Annotated in this window: 16 protein-coding genes; 8 read left to right on the plus strand and 8 right to left on the minus strand. The window is 58.6% G+C overall.

The features are described from left to right. Positions 1 to 280 precede the first annotated feature (280 nt). Positions 281 to 490 (plus strand): hypothetical protein, encoded by a 210-nt coding sequence (locus AC1D0N_RS28960; protein WP_063173695.1) that lies wholly within the window; start codon positions 281 to 283, stop codon positions 488 to 490. 9 nt (positions 491 to 499) lie between these two features. Further along, positions 500 to 856: a DUF2958 domain-containing protein gene (locus AC1D0N_RS28965; RefSeq protein ID WP_477249740.1), complete on the plus strand. Its 357-nt coding sequence runs from the start codon at positions 500 to 502 to the stop codon at positions 854 to 856. A 68-nt stretch (positions 857 to 924) separates the two neighbouring features. On the opposite strand, the gene AC1D0N_RS28970 is transcribed toward AC1D0N_RS28965, so the two are convergent. Then, positions 925 to 1,365 (minus strand): Ros/MucR family transcriptional regulator, encoded by a 441-nt coding sequence (locus AC1D0N_RS28970; RefSeq protein WP_477249742.1) that lies wholly within the window; start codon positions 1,363 to 1,365, stop codon positions 925 to 927. 658 nt (positions 1,366 to 2,023) lie between these two features. Further along, entirely contained in the window at positions 2,024 to 2,209 is a 186-nt protein-coding gene (locus AC1D0N_RS28975; protein WP_477249744.1) for a hypothetical protein, read from the minus strand. Between the two features lie 321 nt (positions 2,210 to 2,530). On the opposite strand from AC1D0N_RS28975, the gene AC1D0N_RS28980 reads away from it, so the two are divergent. Beyond that, positions 2,531 to 2,926, plus strand: coding sequence for a hypothetical protein (locus AC1D0N_RS28980; protein WP_477249746.1), 396 nt, complete (start codon positions 2,531 to 2,533; stop codon positions 2,924 to 2,926). 112 nt (positions 2,927 to 3,038) lie between these two features. On the opposite strand, the gene AC1D0N_RS28985 is transcribed toward AC1D0N_RS28980, so the two are convergent. Together AC1D0N_RS28985 and AC1D0N_RS28990 are read right to left on the minus strand one after the other, a co-directional pair. Then, positions 3,039 to 4,184, minus strand: coding sequence for a porin (locus AC1D0N_RS28985; protein ID WP_477249748.1), 1,146 nt, complete (start codon positions 4,182 to 4,184; stop codon positions 3,039 to 3,041). Positions 4,185 to 4,549: 365 nt separating this feature from the next. Beyond that, positions 4,550 to 5,278, minus strand: a complete 729-nt coding sequence (locus AC1D0N_RS28990) for an antitoxin Xre/MbcA/ParS-like domain-containing protein (protein WP_477249750.1) — start codon at positions 5,276 to 5,278, stop codon at positions 4,550 to 4,552. An 878-nt stretch (positions 5,279 to 6,156) separates the two neighbouring features. On the opposite strand from AC1D0N_RS28990, the gene AC1D0N_RS28995 reads away from it, so the two are divergent. Continuing rightward, on the plus strand, positions 6,157 to 8,115 hold the full coding sequence (locus AC1D0N_RS28995; RefSeq protein WP_477249752.1) for a ParB/RepB/Spo0J family partition protein: 1,959 nt from the start codon (positions 6,157 to 6,159) through the stop codon (positions 8,113 to 8,115). A 726-nt stretch (positions 8,116 to 8,841) separates the two neighbouring features. Here AC1D0N_RS28995 and AC1D0N_RS29000 read toward each other — a convergent pair. The 3 genes from AC1D0N_RS29000 to AC1D0N_RS29010 all read right to left on the minus strand — a co-directional run bounded on the left by AC1D0N_RS29000 (position 8,842) and on the right by AC1D0N_RS29010 (position 10,313). After that, complete coding sequence (locus AC1D0N_RS29000; RefSeq protein WP_477249754.1) at positions 8,842 to 9,129, minus strand: PilZ domain-containing protein; 288 nt, start codon at positions 9,127 to 9,129, stop codon at positions 8,842 to 8,844. Between the two features lie 122 nt (positions 9,130 to 9,251). Continuing rightward, entirely contained in the window at positions 9,252 to 9,587 is a 336-nt protein-coding gene (locus AC1D0N_RS29005; protein ID WP_477249756.1) for a hypothetical protein, read from the minus strand. 39 nt (positions 9,588 to 9,626) lie between these two features. Then, entirely contained in the window at positions 9,627 to 10,313 is a 687-nt protein-coding gene (locus AC1D0N_RS29010) for a hypothetical protein (RefSeq protein WP_477249758.1), read from the minus strand. 600 nt (positions 10,314 to 10,913) lie between these two features. On the opposite strand from AC1D0N_RS29010, the gene AC1D0N_RS29015 reads away from it, so the two are divergent. From AC1D0N_RS29015 to AC1D0N_RS29025, 3 genes are all read left to right on the plus strand, one after another. Further along, positions 10,914 to 12,293, plus strand: a complete 1,380-nt coding sequence (locus AC1D0N_RS29015; protein WP_477249759.1) for a tyrosine-type recombinase/integrase — start codon at positions 10,914 to 10,916, stop codon at positions 12,291 to 12,293. A 75-nt stretch (positions 12,294 to 12,368) separates the two neighbouring features. Then, positions 12,369 to 12,764 carry a hypothetical protein gene (locus tag AC1D0N_RS29020; RefSeq protein ID WP_477249761.1) on the plus strand — a complete coding sequence of 132 codons (396 nt, stop codon included), beginning with the start codon at positions 12,369 to 12,371 and terminating at the stop codon, positions 12,762 to 12,764. 23 nt (positions 12,765 to 12,787) lie between these two features. Beyond that, the gene (locus AC1D0N_RS29025; RefSeq protein WP_477249763.1) at positions 12,788 to 13,321 is read left to right on the plus strand and encodes a HEPN domain-containing protein; all 534 of its coding nucleotides are present in this window, start codon (positions 12,788 to 12,790) and stop codon (positions 13,319 to 13,321) included. Here AC1D0N_RS29025 and AC1D0N_RS29030 read toward each other — a convergent pair. Continuing rightward, positions 13,264 to 13,509 (minus strand): hypothetical protein, encoded by a 246-nt coding sequence (locus AC1D0N_RS29030; RefSeq protein ID WP_477249764.1) that lies wholly within the window; start codon positions 13,507 to 13,509, stop codon positions 13,264 to 13,266. The genes AC1D0N_RS29025 and AC1D0N_RS29030 overlap by 58 nt on opposite strands. Positions 13,510 to 14,028: 519 nt before the next feature. On the opposite strand from AC1D0N_RS29030, the gene AC1D0N_RS29035 reads away from it, so the two are divergent. Next, the gene (locus tag AC1D0N_RS29035; protein WP_477249766.1) at positions 14,029 to 14,364 is read left to right on the plus strand and encodes a hypothetical protein; all 336 of its coding nucleotides are present in this window, start codon (positions 14,029 to 14,031) and stop codon (positions 14,362 to 14,364) included. The last annotated feature ends 187 nt before the right edge of the window (positions 14,365 to 14,551 follow it).

Raw genomic sequence — 14,551 nt, forward strand, 5'->3', positions numbered from 1 at the left:
GAATGAGGGTCCATCAGCAGGACCATCGACCGTCACTACGGGAATGCTTGGGAGGGCAAACCCGGCCATCACACTTGGTGCCCATGCGGTTGGCAGTCGCCTTTTCCGTTGCTGGTCCGCCCGGAGCTGATGACGTTCCCTTCTAGCCGGCGCAGCCGTCTTGTCCCGATCCTGCCCGCTCCATTCGCTGCGCTCCCGTGTTGGGGACAAGCCCGCTTTGAGCGCCGTCTCCTTTGGAACCGTCCTCCGGGACAGAAACCATCAACCAAAGGAAAAGACCATGACCAACAACCGTAACACCAAGTCCGAGGCGAAATCGCCGCTCTACCAAGCCTACACCGTACGTGACGGCAAGGAAGGCCAGAAGGGCTTCTGGATCCGCATCGGCTCCTTCTTCGCCCACGACGACGGCGAGGGCGGGACGCTCCTTCTCGACGCACTGCCCATCGATGGGCGGGTCGTCCTCCGGACGCCCAAGGCTGACGAGTAGGAGGCCGCCATGCAGATCTTGACACAAGAGCTGCGGGAGAAGCTGCTGGCGAATGGTCGCCAGCAGCAACCTCTCCGGGGCACAGAACAGGAAATTGACTTCGTCCCGGTCGTTAAGCTGTTCACGCCGGATGCTGGCGCGACCTGGCTTCTGACCGAAATTGACCCGGAGGACCCGGACCTTGCATTTGGTCTTTGTGACCTTGGGCTTGGCTTCCCGGAGATCGGTAGTCTGAGCCTCTCGGAGCTCACTGCCGTTCGTGGCCGCCTGGGCTTGCCGGTCGAGCGTGACCTGTATTTCAAGCCGGACAAGCCGCTGTCGGCCTATGCCACCGAGGCTAACCGCATCGGCCGCATCCGGGCGTAACATCCGCCACGGTGCTCAACGCCATCCTTCGGGATGGCGTTGAGTGTCGAGGGGATAGCGGCCAGACCTCAGGCCCTGGCCTTACGTTTCGTCGCTGGTTTCTTGGCTAGAGCTGGCTTCCGCCCCAAGCCTAGCGACTTTGCCAAAGCCGATCGGGTGGCCGAATAACTTGGCGCAACCATGGGATAGTCCTTCGCCAAGCCCCATTTCGCCCGGTATTCATCAGGCGTCAGCCCATGACTGGTCGCAAGATGCCGCTTAAGCGATTTGTATTTCTTACCGTCTTCGAGGCTGATGATGTAGTCCGGAAACACCGACCTTTTGGGGTTAACTGCTGGCTTGGGCGGGGGTTCTGCTATTGGAGATGGCGGGCTAATATTCGACAACGCCGAATTCACACTCGCGATCAAATCAGACAATCCGGACACTGGCACCGCGTTTTTCTGGACATAGGCGGCAACGATATCTGCAGTAAGTTCAATCATATTATTGTTTGGTTCCCCGGGCATCGACGTGCTCCTTCAATCACCATATTCTCATATCCGTCAAAGAGACGATATGCGCTCAACCTATGCCATTTGAAATTTCCCGGATCAAGCCGGATATTTGGCATTTCAGTATGACGCAGGGGCAAAAACGAACTTTCGTTTGGTGGCAAAGCGTATGCACGCAAAACGGGCACGTTGGCTGGTATAGAGCGAAAGGATGTTGAAATGGCCTCGGTTGACGGTAGACGAGGAGCTCCAAAGGTGGGATCTGGATTATGCGAACCGGGATATCAAGGAGTATAGATCACAAATATCTAATAAAGCTTTTGCTGCTTCTGTCCATGCCCTTTGGGCTGACCATCTCAATGCTCCTGGTAGAGATCGTTAGCCTACCTATTTGAAGCTCCTGGAGGAGAGGCGTGGTTCGACGAAGCCAGTGTAGAAGAGAAGACGGAAATATTGGGTATCGATCCGTGGGAGGAGCCAGTTCGCGCCCGCGACGTGGTTCGCAGCCATCTCGGCAGCCATCTCGATCGAGTGGTGTGGCTGCTGACTACGGGGTCCAAGGAGCTTTTCAAATCCTAGCCGCAAAGTCCCATAGAATCGGCACGAATTCTTTGCCGGGTGATGGGCCAAATGCGCGGCCGGCGCGCTCGGGTGGAAAGCGGTCAAGCTTGCGCTAACGCCCAGAGCTCTCCGGTAGTTCGCCGATGCATTCCTCGAGCTTCTCCAGGCGGAACTTCGCTACGCGAAGTTCATGGCCGGCTTCGAAACGTCGATGGCGTCCCAAAGGTGCGGTCGTCGTGAGGTCGCGCTCCAGTTCGGCAATGCGCGCGCGCACCTGTCGAGCGTCGTCCTGACGCAACGCTCTAATCAATCCACGTCCTCGCATTAGTCTTCCTTGCAGCACCCAAAAAGCCATGCCTGTTTACCCAGGGAGACCCTAATTTCCGGCAAGCCGAAACGTTCGAAATTTAACTTCAGCTACTTTAGCGAAGACAAGGTTGCTCTTGGGAAAAACCTCCGGCGAGGAGGGCAGCAAAGGGCTTGGGTATGAAGTGGACCAGCAAAGGTAGCGCCGATCGCAACTGCGATGGCGGATCGGGCTGCGGGACGGCGGCTGGGGTGTGGATAATGAGCCCTGGCCTATTGCCGATTGCGCCAGCCGGCGCGCACCTTCGGAGCTATGGTGGCGGCTCATGTTGAATTGGCGTTGTTTGAGCAGTCACTCGGCGATCGCGAGGGCATACATCAACCGTTCGGTGACCGCGTGGCTGACGCCGCGGAGAAAACCGCAGGATCGGTTCTGTTCGACGTACGTGTCGACGGCGATATCTGCGTTCAGCGGATGGCTGCGATCGGATATGGCGAAACCGGCACCGCGATAATCGTGATGGAGAAGCGCGGACAGCTTAGATGCGCCTCGATCAACGGGGACACAGCTTTCTTGGTGGCAGAATTGGCTGCTTGGTCTGCGTCTCCGCTGAGTGAGCAAGCAAAGGGTGACCACCGCGGGACCGCCATGATGCTGCTAGCAGAGCTTCGTAGCTCGGGTCACTTTGTACCGTCCCCAGGCGGCTGAGCGCTGGCTTTTACGCGGGGAGGCATATTCACCGGCGGCACGGCAGCCCTAGGCAAGAAAAAAGGCCCGCGACGTCGTCGCGGGCCTTCCGTTCTGATCGGCAGGGATTCGATCAGAACGAGCGCTGGAAGCGGAGGATGCCCCCGACGCTGTTTTTCTTGTCGGCTTTGGTCCAGTTGGTGACGGTGTCGTCGCCAAGGTGCAGGTAGTCGACTTCGGCCGTGACCTTGAAGCCCTTGACGATTTCGTAGGCAATGTTGGCTGCGACGCCGAGGTTCTTGCCTTCGTCATACGAGATCTGGGTGTTGAACGAGGTCTTCTCGTTGATGGTGTAGGTGCCACCACCCCAGACTGCCCAGTTGCCGCTCCACTGCTTGTAGAAGCCGCGGCCGTGGGCGTCGATAGCGTTGCCCGCGTCGTCCAAGAGGTTGTCGTCGGTGCCGTAGCCGCCCATGATGAACAGTGACAGGTTGTCCATCGGCTTCACGTCCAGGCGAACCTTGCCGGCCACTTCCTCGTAGTTGCTGTCGTAGGCGACGACGCCGCTGATCGCACCCCAGCCCTGCGTGTACTTCACGCCGCCGACGACATGCGGAACATAGCTGTCGATGGTGCCGACTGTGCCGGAACCTTCTTCGAGAGAGACCACGGCCGAAAAACCATTACCTGCGTCGAAGTAATACTGGACGACGTTGGTGTCGAAATCGCCGTAGGGAACGAGCGTATCGTTGATGACGTTGCCGGCGTAGCCGATGAACGTATCAAAGGCCGATTCGTCCTTACCGACGCGCAGACCGCCGAGCTGGATCCAGGCGAAGTTCAGCGTAACGCCCTTGTTGAAGGCATAGTTCTGAGGGCTGTCCGGACCCGCATAGGCGTTGCGGTTGCCGAAGTTGAAGCGGGTCTCGGTGTAGGTCTTCAAGGTGCCGAGTTCTGTTTCCTGGCCGGTCCAGGTCTTCAGGTCGAAGCGTGCATTCTTCTTCCAGGTGCCCTGGTCGCTCCCGTCCTGCACGTCATGGGTGCGCGCACCATCGAACGAGCCGACGTCGCCACCGGCGATATCGTAGCGGACATAGCCACCGATGCGCAGGCAGGTTTCGGTGCCGGGGATGTAGAAGTAGCCAGCGCCGTAGACGTCGCAGATCTTGACGTATTCAGCGGGTTCCGGCTCGGCGACGACGACGGCGTCGGCGGCGCGCGCACCGGAAACTGCGATCAGGGCCGCAGCGGAGCCGAGAAGAAGGCTCTTGATGTTCATTTTTGATCTCCACTCAAAGGTTAAAAAAGGGCTGGGGTGTCTTTTCTAAAGACAGGATCCCTCCCTGGTCCCCACGATCGAAAAAGATGCGCACCGGCGCCACTTCTTCGCGCTCGACATGGCCGAATTCGCTGCAGTGCACAAACGGAGATTGAGACCGGAAAGCGGCTATTTGACTGTTGGAGAAGTATTGTTGCAGAAATATCACGAATATGCGCTCAAATTCGGCACACATTGCACAAGAGGCACAAACGAAACGTGTGCATATCCAGATCGATTCTAATTATGACTGGATATTAAATGAGAAGTTCTCGAGCAGTGCGAGTTATTACTGTTGCAAACTAATCGATTTGAAAACTAGAAAGTCAAACTGAAGAGTTGATACTGCAGGTCGACAAAAAGTCGCGTGCGGCCATCACGACTTCGCGCACCATGTCGTGCTTGAGCATTTCAATGGGAGAACGACCATCGAGATCTTGTGAAGGGCGGGCCAACCAGAACCAGGCCAGCCTTGGATTGGGAATCAGCGACAACACCTCACTGATCCCTAGCGCCGGCCTTCCGTCGACGAACTGGGCCAGCGGAAAGACATGCTTGCGGCCGCCCTTGCGCAAGGCAATGACTTCGTTGCGCCTTTGCCAGCGATGAAGCGTCGAGCGCGGTATGCGGAGCTTCTCTTCCAGATAGGTCGATCCGGCAACTTCGCCCGCCCAGTCCTCGATCACCATCGATTGGAGCTCTGGGGCTCCCCCGACGAACGCAGGCTGGCGGAGACCGGCTGGCGGCGCTGGGCTCTCGGAGGTGCGGCCCGTCCCGGTCGAGCCGCCGCGCGCGATCTTGTCCGCCATCGTGCGGAAGAATTCGGTGGCGAGCGCCGTGAAGTCGCCCTTGAAAGAGCCGATCGCGAGCCGCTGTGCCTGCGACAGGAAGGGCAGGGCGGCGACCAGACTCCCGGCAATCACGCTGGCGGAAATGAGCGCCTCGGCGTCCAGCAGGACACCATGCTGCAACAATGCCTGTTGCACCGCCTCGGACACCAGGCTTGCCAGGGCCGCTTGTGAAATCCCGTCAGGCGGGTTCTGAAATCTGGTCATGTATCTGTCTGCGGGCCACGCGGGCTCGACCCTCGCCGCGGCTGGTCGTACGGCGGGAAGTGGAACGCGCAACGACAAAAGGTGCAGCGACCAAGCAGGCAGCTGTCTTGCATTTTTTACACCCCAACTGGCTGCCCCGAAATGTCAGTCGCGGGACGCCTGAGTTTGCCTGTAGGTGCGCTCTATGACAGATTCACGACAGGGGCGTTGTTTGATGCCGTTATAGGGTAACTTACCTTTACTATTGCGATCTTGCTGCCTTTCTGCGCGGGGCCGGTCGGGCGTCGCGGGCCGATATGCAGGGTCGCCAGGCCGGCCCACGCGAACCAAGTCGCTCCGTCAACCAAGGGAACTACCAACCGACCTCTGCCCGTTGGAGGACATCTGCGAGGGGTCGATTGGCGGTGTCCGACGATGAATATGGTGCCCTTCGCCGGGGGCGGTCGGTCCCGCATCCCGCCTGCGGCGGCGCTATGCTGATGCTCCTACGGCCGCCCTGTTGAACCGGTCTCAGGGCCACGAACTTTCTCCAGCACCGAACTGACTTGGTCCCGCTGGCGGACATTTCGGTGCTTCCGCCTTGTACGCCCTTCTATGTTGGGGCCGCCCTAGCGGCACGGCTACGCCGATATGGATGTGCCTGGCGGCACGTTTCCTCTGTACTGGGGAAAGAGGCGCGCGGCCCTCTCTCCCAGCAAGCCGCCGCGGGCGGTATCCCCCATCTTCCTGCGCTACGCTCCGTGCAGACCGGGGACACCCCTCCGCCCCCGGGGCTTGCCCCCTCTCTCCCCGCTGCTCGCCGCGAGGCAGGGGTTCMGGATGGCCTGAACCCGCTGGGGAAAGGGCTGTCCTGAAACGACAATCAAAGGAGCAAGACCATGAATACCGCTGAAATCACCATCCCGCTCGGCAAGCTGGTGCCGAGCAAAGCCAACGTCCGCCGCGTTAATTCCGAGGCAGGCAGGGCCGAATTGGCGGCCAGCATCGAGGCCCACGGCCTCATCCATAACCTTGTGACCCGCAAGGCACCGAAGGGAGCCAACAAGTTCGAGGTTGTCGCCGGAGGGCGGCGTCTGGGGGCGTTGCGTTTGCTGCTGGAGGAAGGCCGCACCGTGCAGGGTGTGGCAGTGACTAAGGATTTTCCGGTCAGGGCCATCCTGCGCGAGGAGGGCAGCGACACAGAGATTTCGCTAGCGGAGAACGACCAGCGGGAGCCGATGCACCCGGTGGACGAGGTCATTGCCTACCGCGAGCTTGTCGAACAGGGCATGGCCGCCGAAGACATTGCGGCGCGCTTCGGTAAGTCCATTGTTACCGTTCGCCAGCGGCTGAAACTGGCCAATCTGTCGCCACGCATCCTCGACGTCATGCGCGCGGGTGAACTAACGCTAGAGCAGGCCAAGGCCCTTGCCGTCAGCGATGACCACACCGCTCAGGAAGCGGCTTGGTTTGAGCAGGATGGCTGGAGCCGCAACCCGGCCAACATCCGCTCGTTCCTGACCAGTGCCCATGTGCGGGGCAATGACCGGCTGGCACGCTTTGTCGGCATCGAAGCTTATGAGGGCGCAGGGGGCGGGGTGCTGCGCGACCTTTTCGCCGAGGATGGGCAGACTTTCCTGACCGACCGGCCCTTGCTGGTGAAGCTTGCCAGCGAACGGCTTGAGGCGGTAGCCGACGAGTTGCGGATGCAGGGCTGGAAATGGGTGGAAATCAGCCTCGACAACACGTTCATCCACAGCGGCGGGTTTGGGCGCATCCATGCGGTGCGGCGCGACCCGACCGAGGCCGAACAGGCCGAACTGGCGGCGCTGGGCTTGGAGTACGACAAACTGGCTGAGGCCGTTGATGCGTACGCCGAAGGCGACCCGCAAATCGAGGCCGACGAGGCCAAGTTGCAGGCGTTGGAAAGCCGCATCGAGGCCATCCAGAACGCGGCGGAAGCCTTTGATGCCGGTGAGATGGTGTTGGCGGGCTGTGTCGTGGGTATCTCTCACGGCGACAGGTTGCAGGTCACACCGGGATTGGTGAAGGCCTTAGACCGCAAGGCGCTCGCTGCGTTGCAGAGCGGCGGCGTAGATGAGGGCCAGAACGAAAGCGACGAGGCCAGCGAAGCCGGGGAGAAGGAAGGCCCCGACGAGGAAGCCGTGGGCATATCGGCAGCCCTGACCGAGGAGTTGACCGCCATTCGCACGGCAGCGCTGCGCGTCGAGCTCTCGAACCGTCCCGACGTTGCGCTGGTTGGCATCGTGCACGCGCTGGTGAGCCGAGTGTTCTATGACTACCATGGCCGTATTGAGCCAGCGGTGGAGGTCACCGGCCAGCGCCGAAACCTTGCGCCCTCCATCAAAGAGCCGGACGCCTGCCGTGCGTTGACGGGGTGGAATGAGGTTATAGAAGGCTGGGCAGACCACTTGCCCGGAAACCCTGTCGACCTGTGGCCGTGGCTGATGGCGCAGCGGCAGCAAGCGCTGCTTGACCTGTTGGCAGTGGTCACTGCCGCCAACCTCAACGCCGTGGTGGCCCGCCACGAAACCGGCAAGGAGCGCATAGCCCAAGCCGACCTGATGGCCGACGCGGTCGGGCTGGACATGGGCCTGTGGTGGGCACCGGAAGCGGCGTTCCTCACGCGGCTGTCGAAAGCCGATATTGCTGGCGTGATGCGCGAGGCCGGATGCCCGGAAGATGCCGCGAAAGCGGTCGAGCGCGGCCCCAAACCCGAGGGCGTCTTACAGGCCGAGAAGGAACTGGACGGCAAGGGCTGGTTTCCCGCTGTGTTGCGGAAGCCGGTCAAGCCCGAGGGCGAAAGTCCTGATGAGATGGCGATAGCCGCCGAATAAAGACCAGATGAAGCCCGGGGCAGCGATGCCCCGGGTCTTTTTTTGCGTCCGGCCGAGGCCGGGCGAGGGTCCCCTGGACCCGACCCTCGCGCTCCCGCCCACCCCGCAAATTCTTCGTCCTACAGTAGGAAAGGTGCGCTCAGCGGCCACCTCGGCGGGTTTTCGGCCTGCCTTACACCGTCCACCAAGTGGCGAATGCTATCGCGAAGACGGTTACCACGATCCAGAAGATACACGTCCGATCTCTGTTTCGGCCAGATTCCCCATCTTCGAACAAGTCGGCACCTCCCATTTCTCCAAGTATAAGCATTCCATACCACAACAGGAACACGATCAAGCTGCCCGCGAGCGAGGGGAGTGACATAAGTCGGTTCAGTCTCCGCCAGAAAAGTCTCGGGACGTACCATTGGGGTCGGTAACCCGTATCCAAGGCCTACCGGGTACTCGACCAGGCTTGAGCGGTCGCGGAATCGCTTTCACCACAGCGTGAACATGGCTTTGAGCCGCGACTGACACGCTATGGACGATCTCTGAGCCGTCCATCTCATCGACTTTGAAACGTTCCATCGACCAGCTTCCTCGCGCCGACCATGACCAAAATCCGAAACAAATGGAACTCCCACAGGCCGCGTCTTCGTGAACGGCCGGAAGGTTGCGAGATCAACAAGAATCCTGCTGTACTGTCGGATCGGAAATGGAGATAATGCAAAATTCAAGAACTTAGACTCAACCGTAGTGCCAGTGTGGCTTTGGCTCTGTGCCTAAGAACATTACTCCGAGCTTGTCTGCTCGTCGCCACCGAACAACTGTCCTATATCCTATGCCGTCATTCGGGATGTAGAGAAGGAATTCATCCGGAACGCGCGCTTCCATTGACACCTGCAGCTCCGCGCCTTCGGAATGCATGTTTCTGACAGTGCACTTGACTTCTGAATTTGAGATACCTGTCAGAATCGTCGCTCCCTTGAGAACGCGCCGACGTCGCCTTTTTCTCAATTCTTCACCGCCGTGCATAAAACACCCATGAGCGAGTAACGTTGGATTGCCTCTGGTGCTTCTTTACTTTTCCGCGACGTGGTCGGCAAGCCAGAAGCCGCTTGTTCACAGAATAAGCAGCAAGCCTCATTCCAACTTTTCTACTGACGGCAGTAATAGGGATGGCCATTGACCATTTTCATGGTGCCGTAGGTGGATGGACCGCAGGTGATGGCGGGGCCGTCCGCCAAGTGCAGTACGGTGGCTGAGACGGTGCCGGAGATCTGACTGACGCCGAGATAGCCCCACGTGGAAGCGCCGCTGGTGAGAGAGACATAGCCACTAGCGCCATTGGCGATGACCTGGGCGGTGCCGGAAGTAATGCGGTCGGCGGTGGCGACGGTGGAGGAGGCGTCGGCAAGGTTGGCCCAGCCGCCGGTGCCGTAGCAGACCTGGAAGGTACCGCCAGTGTAGCGGATGGCGGAGTAAGAGCGCAACAAGCCGCCCGGTGGGGCGGCTTGTCAGTTGCCTCAGGCCTAGTTGACGATGTTGGCCGCGTAGCAGAGGGTCACGAGGTTGGCGGTTGGCTGCGCGGTGGGAACCGTAGCAGCGCCGCCGATGGTGCCGTTCAAGCAGGCTGCAGTGCCGTAGACCACGCGGCCCTTGGTGGCATCAACTGCGCCATCAACGGACTTGTCGGCTTCCTTAGCTTCAGCCAGGGGGATGTCGGCGAACTGGACGACCATGTATTTGTCGGTACCCACCGTGGACATGGTGTTGACCTGCTGCGTGATGATACCGGTGGTAGACGAACCGCTACCGAAGCCGTGGTAAACCACGGCAGCCGTACCGGTGCCGGTTACGCGGAAGCCAGGGAGGATGTTACGCAGGTCGGTTTGGTCGATATTGGAAGCCCAGCTAGCTGCGGGAATGCTGTTGTTAACCAGCACAGCCATGTTGCTGCCGGGAGTACCGGTAGCGGAAAGAGCCACGTTGGGCCAGACGTGCTGAGCGGAATAGAACTGGCCGTTGGCGTCTTCAACCTGCTTGAGCTGGGCACCGGCCTTGGTACCGCTGGAGCGGTTGATGAGCTGCCAGCCCACGGTGATGATCACGAGGGTAATCAGAATGGCGATGATCGCAACGATCAGAATGGTCTGGTCAATCGTATAGCCCTTGTTGGAGGACATGCGGCTGAGCAGGCGGTTGAAGGTGAGTTGCATTGTCAGAAGGTTCCTTTGCTGTTTGGTGGGTTCTTGAAACCTATGCTACCTCGCTCCAGATGTTCTGACAGGCGATAGGGAAATTTCTGACAGGCCGGTGTGTGATTTGTGCACTGGCCCCGTGGGTTACATTGTCAGGTAGGAAAAACGAGGGAGGCGGAGCTCAAGGCTGTGCCTCCTTCTTTTTTCACTTCTCCTCCAAAGGGCGATACTTGGTCGAGAGGAAGCGCCGCGCAAAACAGATCGGGCGAGGGGGCAGTGGGTGGCACGATCGCGGACGAGAACCCAAGCCGCCCCTCCGCCCCATTCCAATGACTATTCATGCCGGATGATCGTCCCGATCCAAAGATCGGTTACATGAAAGATACATGGGAAGAATCGACTGGATCGGTTTCCATGTAACCATTTGAAAACTTTGGCGCACCCGACGCGATTCGAACGCATGACCCCTTCCTTCGGAGCGCCAACCGTACGATAATACGAGATTATTGAAATTCGTAATCATTTGTTTTTTGGTCATTTTTATTGACCTAGTCAACATCATTACTTCACCTTCCATGTAACATTTGCTATAAATTGGTTACATGGAAGTTACATGAAATGCCTAAACTGTTTTTGACTGACGATCTTGTTTTTACTGCAAGTTGCCCCTTGGGGAAAGGCCAGGAAATTTACTGGGATTATCCCGTTGGAGTGGACGGTCGAATACGAAGTGACTCGGTTTCGGGCCTGGGACTCCGGGTGACTGAGTTGGGGCACAAGGCCTTTGTCCATGCCTACAGGTTCAACGGCAAACGTTATCGAACAGTGCTCGGGTCTACCGTCGTCCTTAACGTATCATCTGCCCGGCTGGCGGTCGGCCAACGGCAACGCCGCCTGGAGGCTGGGGATAATCCAGATTTCGACCGAACCGACCCTCGCCGTGCTCATCTTCTAACGGTCCGTGAGGCGATCGACCGCTATTGGGAAAGCCATGTAAGCGGCCTCTCGGCTGGCTACCGCTACAACTTCGCGATCTTTGTGGCGCATTGGCTGCGGCCCACGCCGAAGGTGGAAAGCAAGCGCGGCCACAACAGTCGGCGTCGTTACAAAGATTTCGGGACGATGTTCGCCGACCGGCCGCTTTCCTCGATCAAACCGCTAAATATCGAGGAATTCCAGAAGCAATTTTCGTCGGGATACGTGTTCAACAGCGCGCTGCGGCACGTTCTGGCGCTCTATAACTGGGCCATCCGTATGCAGTTGGTGGACATGCGCAACCCCTGCACCCCAATCCGAGCCCGGAAGGTTATACGCCGTCGCCGGGACTACTCAACGGAGCAGATCCGCCAAATCGCAGCTCACATCTTCTATCCGGTGTTCGAGGCACCGCTTGAAATCGATCACCTGGAAGGGTTCGCCAAACGGAACATGGCTCTGGTCAAGGGACAGGTGGCAACCGCGAACGACCAGATGGAGGAGCTCTGCAATTTCATGGGCATCCTGTTCCTGACCATGGCGCGGCCCAGTGACCTGGCCAATGCTGAATTCGACCACTTTGATTTGGAGAAGCTCGTCTGGCGTAAGCACAACACCAAAGGCATCAAACTGTCGCGCTCGATCTATGAACACGCCTACCGTTCGGTGCCGATCCATCCCCGGGTTGCCGGGATGGTTCAGGCCCAGCGCCTTCGCTGGCCTGAAAGCAGGTTGCTCTTCCCATCACATTCGGATCCCACCAGGCCCCGTGACAACTTCCGGAAGGGGTTGGACAGATTCAAATCCTTGCCCGGCGTACCAGACTATTTCCAGCTCTACGACCTCAAACGGATTGCCATCTCATTGATGCTGACTGCCCAAGGCGTTTCGCATGAGGCGGTATCACACTACGTCGATCACAAAGGAAATCTCGGAACGACGATGATCTACGATCTCCACCTGGTGGACCCCTTGCGTCCGGTCACTGAAAGGCTCGGCGCCTTGCTCGGCATCAAGAGCTAGACGTCATTTTCGGCGTGTGAGGCAATGGTCGGGGGCAATCTCCGTCGCAAAATCCCCGCAAGGAAAGTATGGTTCATGGATGCCTTGCAAGCGCTGGTGCTGACGAGTACCCAATTGCGCGACATGCTGACCGAAGCAGCGAGGCTGGGAGCCGTACTTGCCGTCACAGAGCTCCGCGCAGATCTCCACCAGGCACCCGAAGACGTGACTCTACAAAAGCTCCGCGGCTATCTGTCCGATCCCGCCTCCCTTTCAAACCCGAATGACCATTGGGCGCATAGCGAGCTCATTCGCCGGATTCAGCCGACGGCATCCGGCAAACCCAAATCCACGGCGTGGTTTATGCGGTTCCAGAGGGAGACAGGACTAAACCAGTGCTTTACCCGCCCGAGCCCCACCTACGGTCGACGCAGGGAATGGACATTTGCGGATATTCGATTGGCGTGGGATGCATATTACCGCAAAGGGTAACATTCCATATTGCGTTGGGGGCGATGACAGAGGGCAAATATCCGGGGGAGCTCGCCTCCCCGAAGCAGATTCATAAACTGGCTGAAGAGTACCGGAAGGCGGCAACCGAGCTCCTTAAGCTCGGCCGATCCGGCAAGCCGCTTACTCGAGCGCCGTTCAGACTGTGCGCCATCCACGCGATCGAACTCTACCTGACGGCGCTTTTGCTCCACCGTGGGCACAATCCCAATCAGATCCGCAAGATGCAGCACGACTTGGCGGCGCGGTCGGCGCATACAGTCGACGCGGGGCTGCGCCTTCGCGCGAAAACCGCCAATCATCTTCAGTCCCTCAGCCAGAACCGGGAATATCTCATCACCCGCTACGGCCCGGAGCTGGCGGCAACTGCATCGCAGATCAACCGGCTTACCGCCACCCTTGAGGAGGTGGCGGTAAAGGTCACGGTATTGATCGGGCTGCCGCCAGGAACGCCGGCAGGCCCAGTTGCAGGCGGCGAGGCTCAAGGCAGGGATTCAGCGGCCTCTCGGTCCGCTTCGGTTGCCAATCCGATGACATGATGAACCAGGAATACATCGACGTAGTACGCAACTTCGTCGCGCGGCATCGGCAGCTTATCGATGAGGTCTGTAGCCAGCCAACTGTCGATGTAGTCACCGGCATCCCAGAGGCTTCGGGTCAGTTCCTCATTGTTTGGCTCAATCCCCTCGATAACGCGCTCGAATGCGGTAACGGTGAGCGCCGCCATCTTTACCGACACCGTACACGGAACGTCCTTTTGGCGCTTGCGCGCAGTAATGTTATGCGGCGGTTGCCTAAAAAAGAAGCTCGGCTGAGGGACAACCCCGCCGAGCTTAAGATGTGCAGGCTGGACGGGCATCCAGCGTAAAACATTTTGCAGACACGTACTTAAAGCTCGTAAACGTGGAAGTATATTTATGAAAGGATTCCGGCTCGCGAGTTTTGCGTATCATCACAAGACGGACCTAATCCGTAGTAGACTGCCAAAGCAATACACGCAGCGATATCCCTGGTGTGGACAGTCACAGAAGAATCAAGCACACCGGCAGGCAAGACTGCAATGGCATCGGTAGCAATTAAATTTCCAAGCCAGTCACGTTCGGCTGTGCATCGATTTGGCGCTCAAATCATCCAACCTCGAGATCTCTAGACAGGAACTAGATGAGTATTCGCCAAGGTCAGAACGTGAGTTAAATGCTTGCGAGAAAAGGCAACTAAACTCTGGTCTGCTTGCTTGCAAGTTCGCGTGAAACATGGATATCTGAGTTCGGGTGTACTGCTTCAGGCGCAAGCCTCTCGAGATCGCGGCATTGGGGTTGTCGATATGTATTTTCCAAGGTTTCTTGTCGGTGCAACGATCGCCCTGCTGGTGGTCGTTGGCTGGGTTTACTATGCAACAGATTCGATCTGGCGTACGATCGGTTGGGCGGTATTCATAGCTACCATTCTCCAGGTGGGGTATTTTGCCGCGGTAGTGTTGATGGTCTATCTCGGCGTGTCCAAGCGCGCGGAGACAATTGATTCGAGCACTGGCGATGAAAGTGGTTCGCTTCCGATCAGGCGAGACGGCATATCTCTCTGATATCTCTGAAGGCGTATGACCTTCTGAGCCGTCGTGGCGGCGAGGCCGCTCGCGAGGCCGACGCAATTAGCAACCCAGTCCAGCACATCAACATCGCGCGCGATCAATGCCAGCCCTTGGAGAACCTCGATATTTGGGCCGGATCGGTGTGGGGCAGGGGCCATGTTGTTCGCGCACGATTGCATCG

This window comes from Mesorhizobium sp. P2_E10 (genome assembly GCF_056404235.1).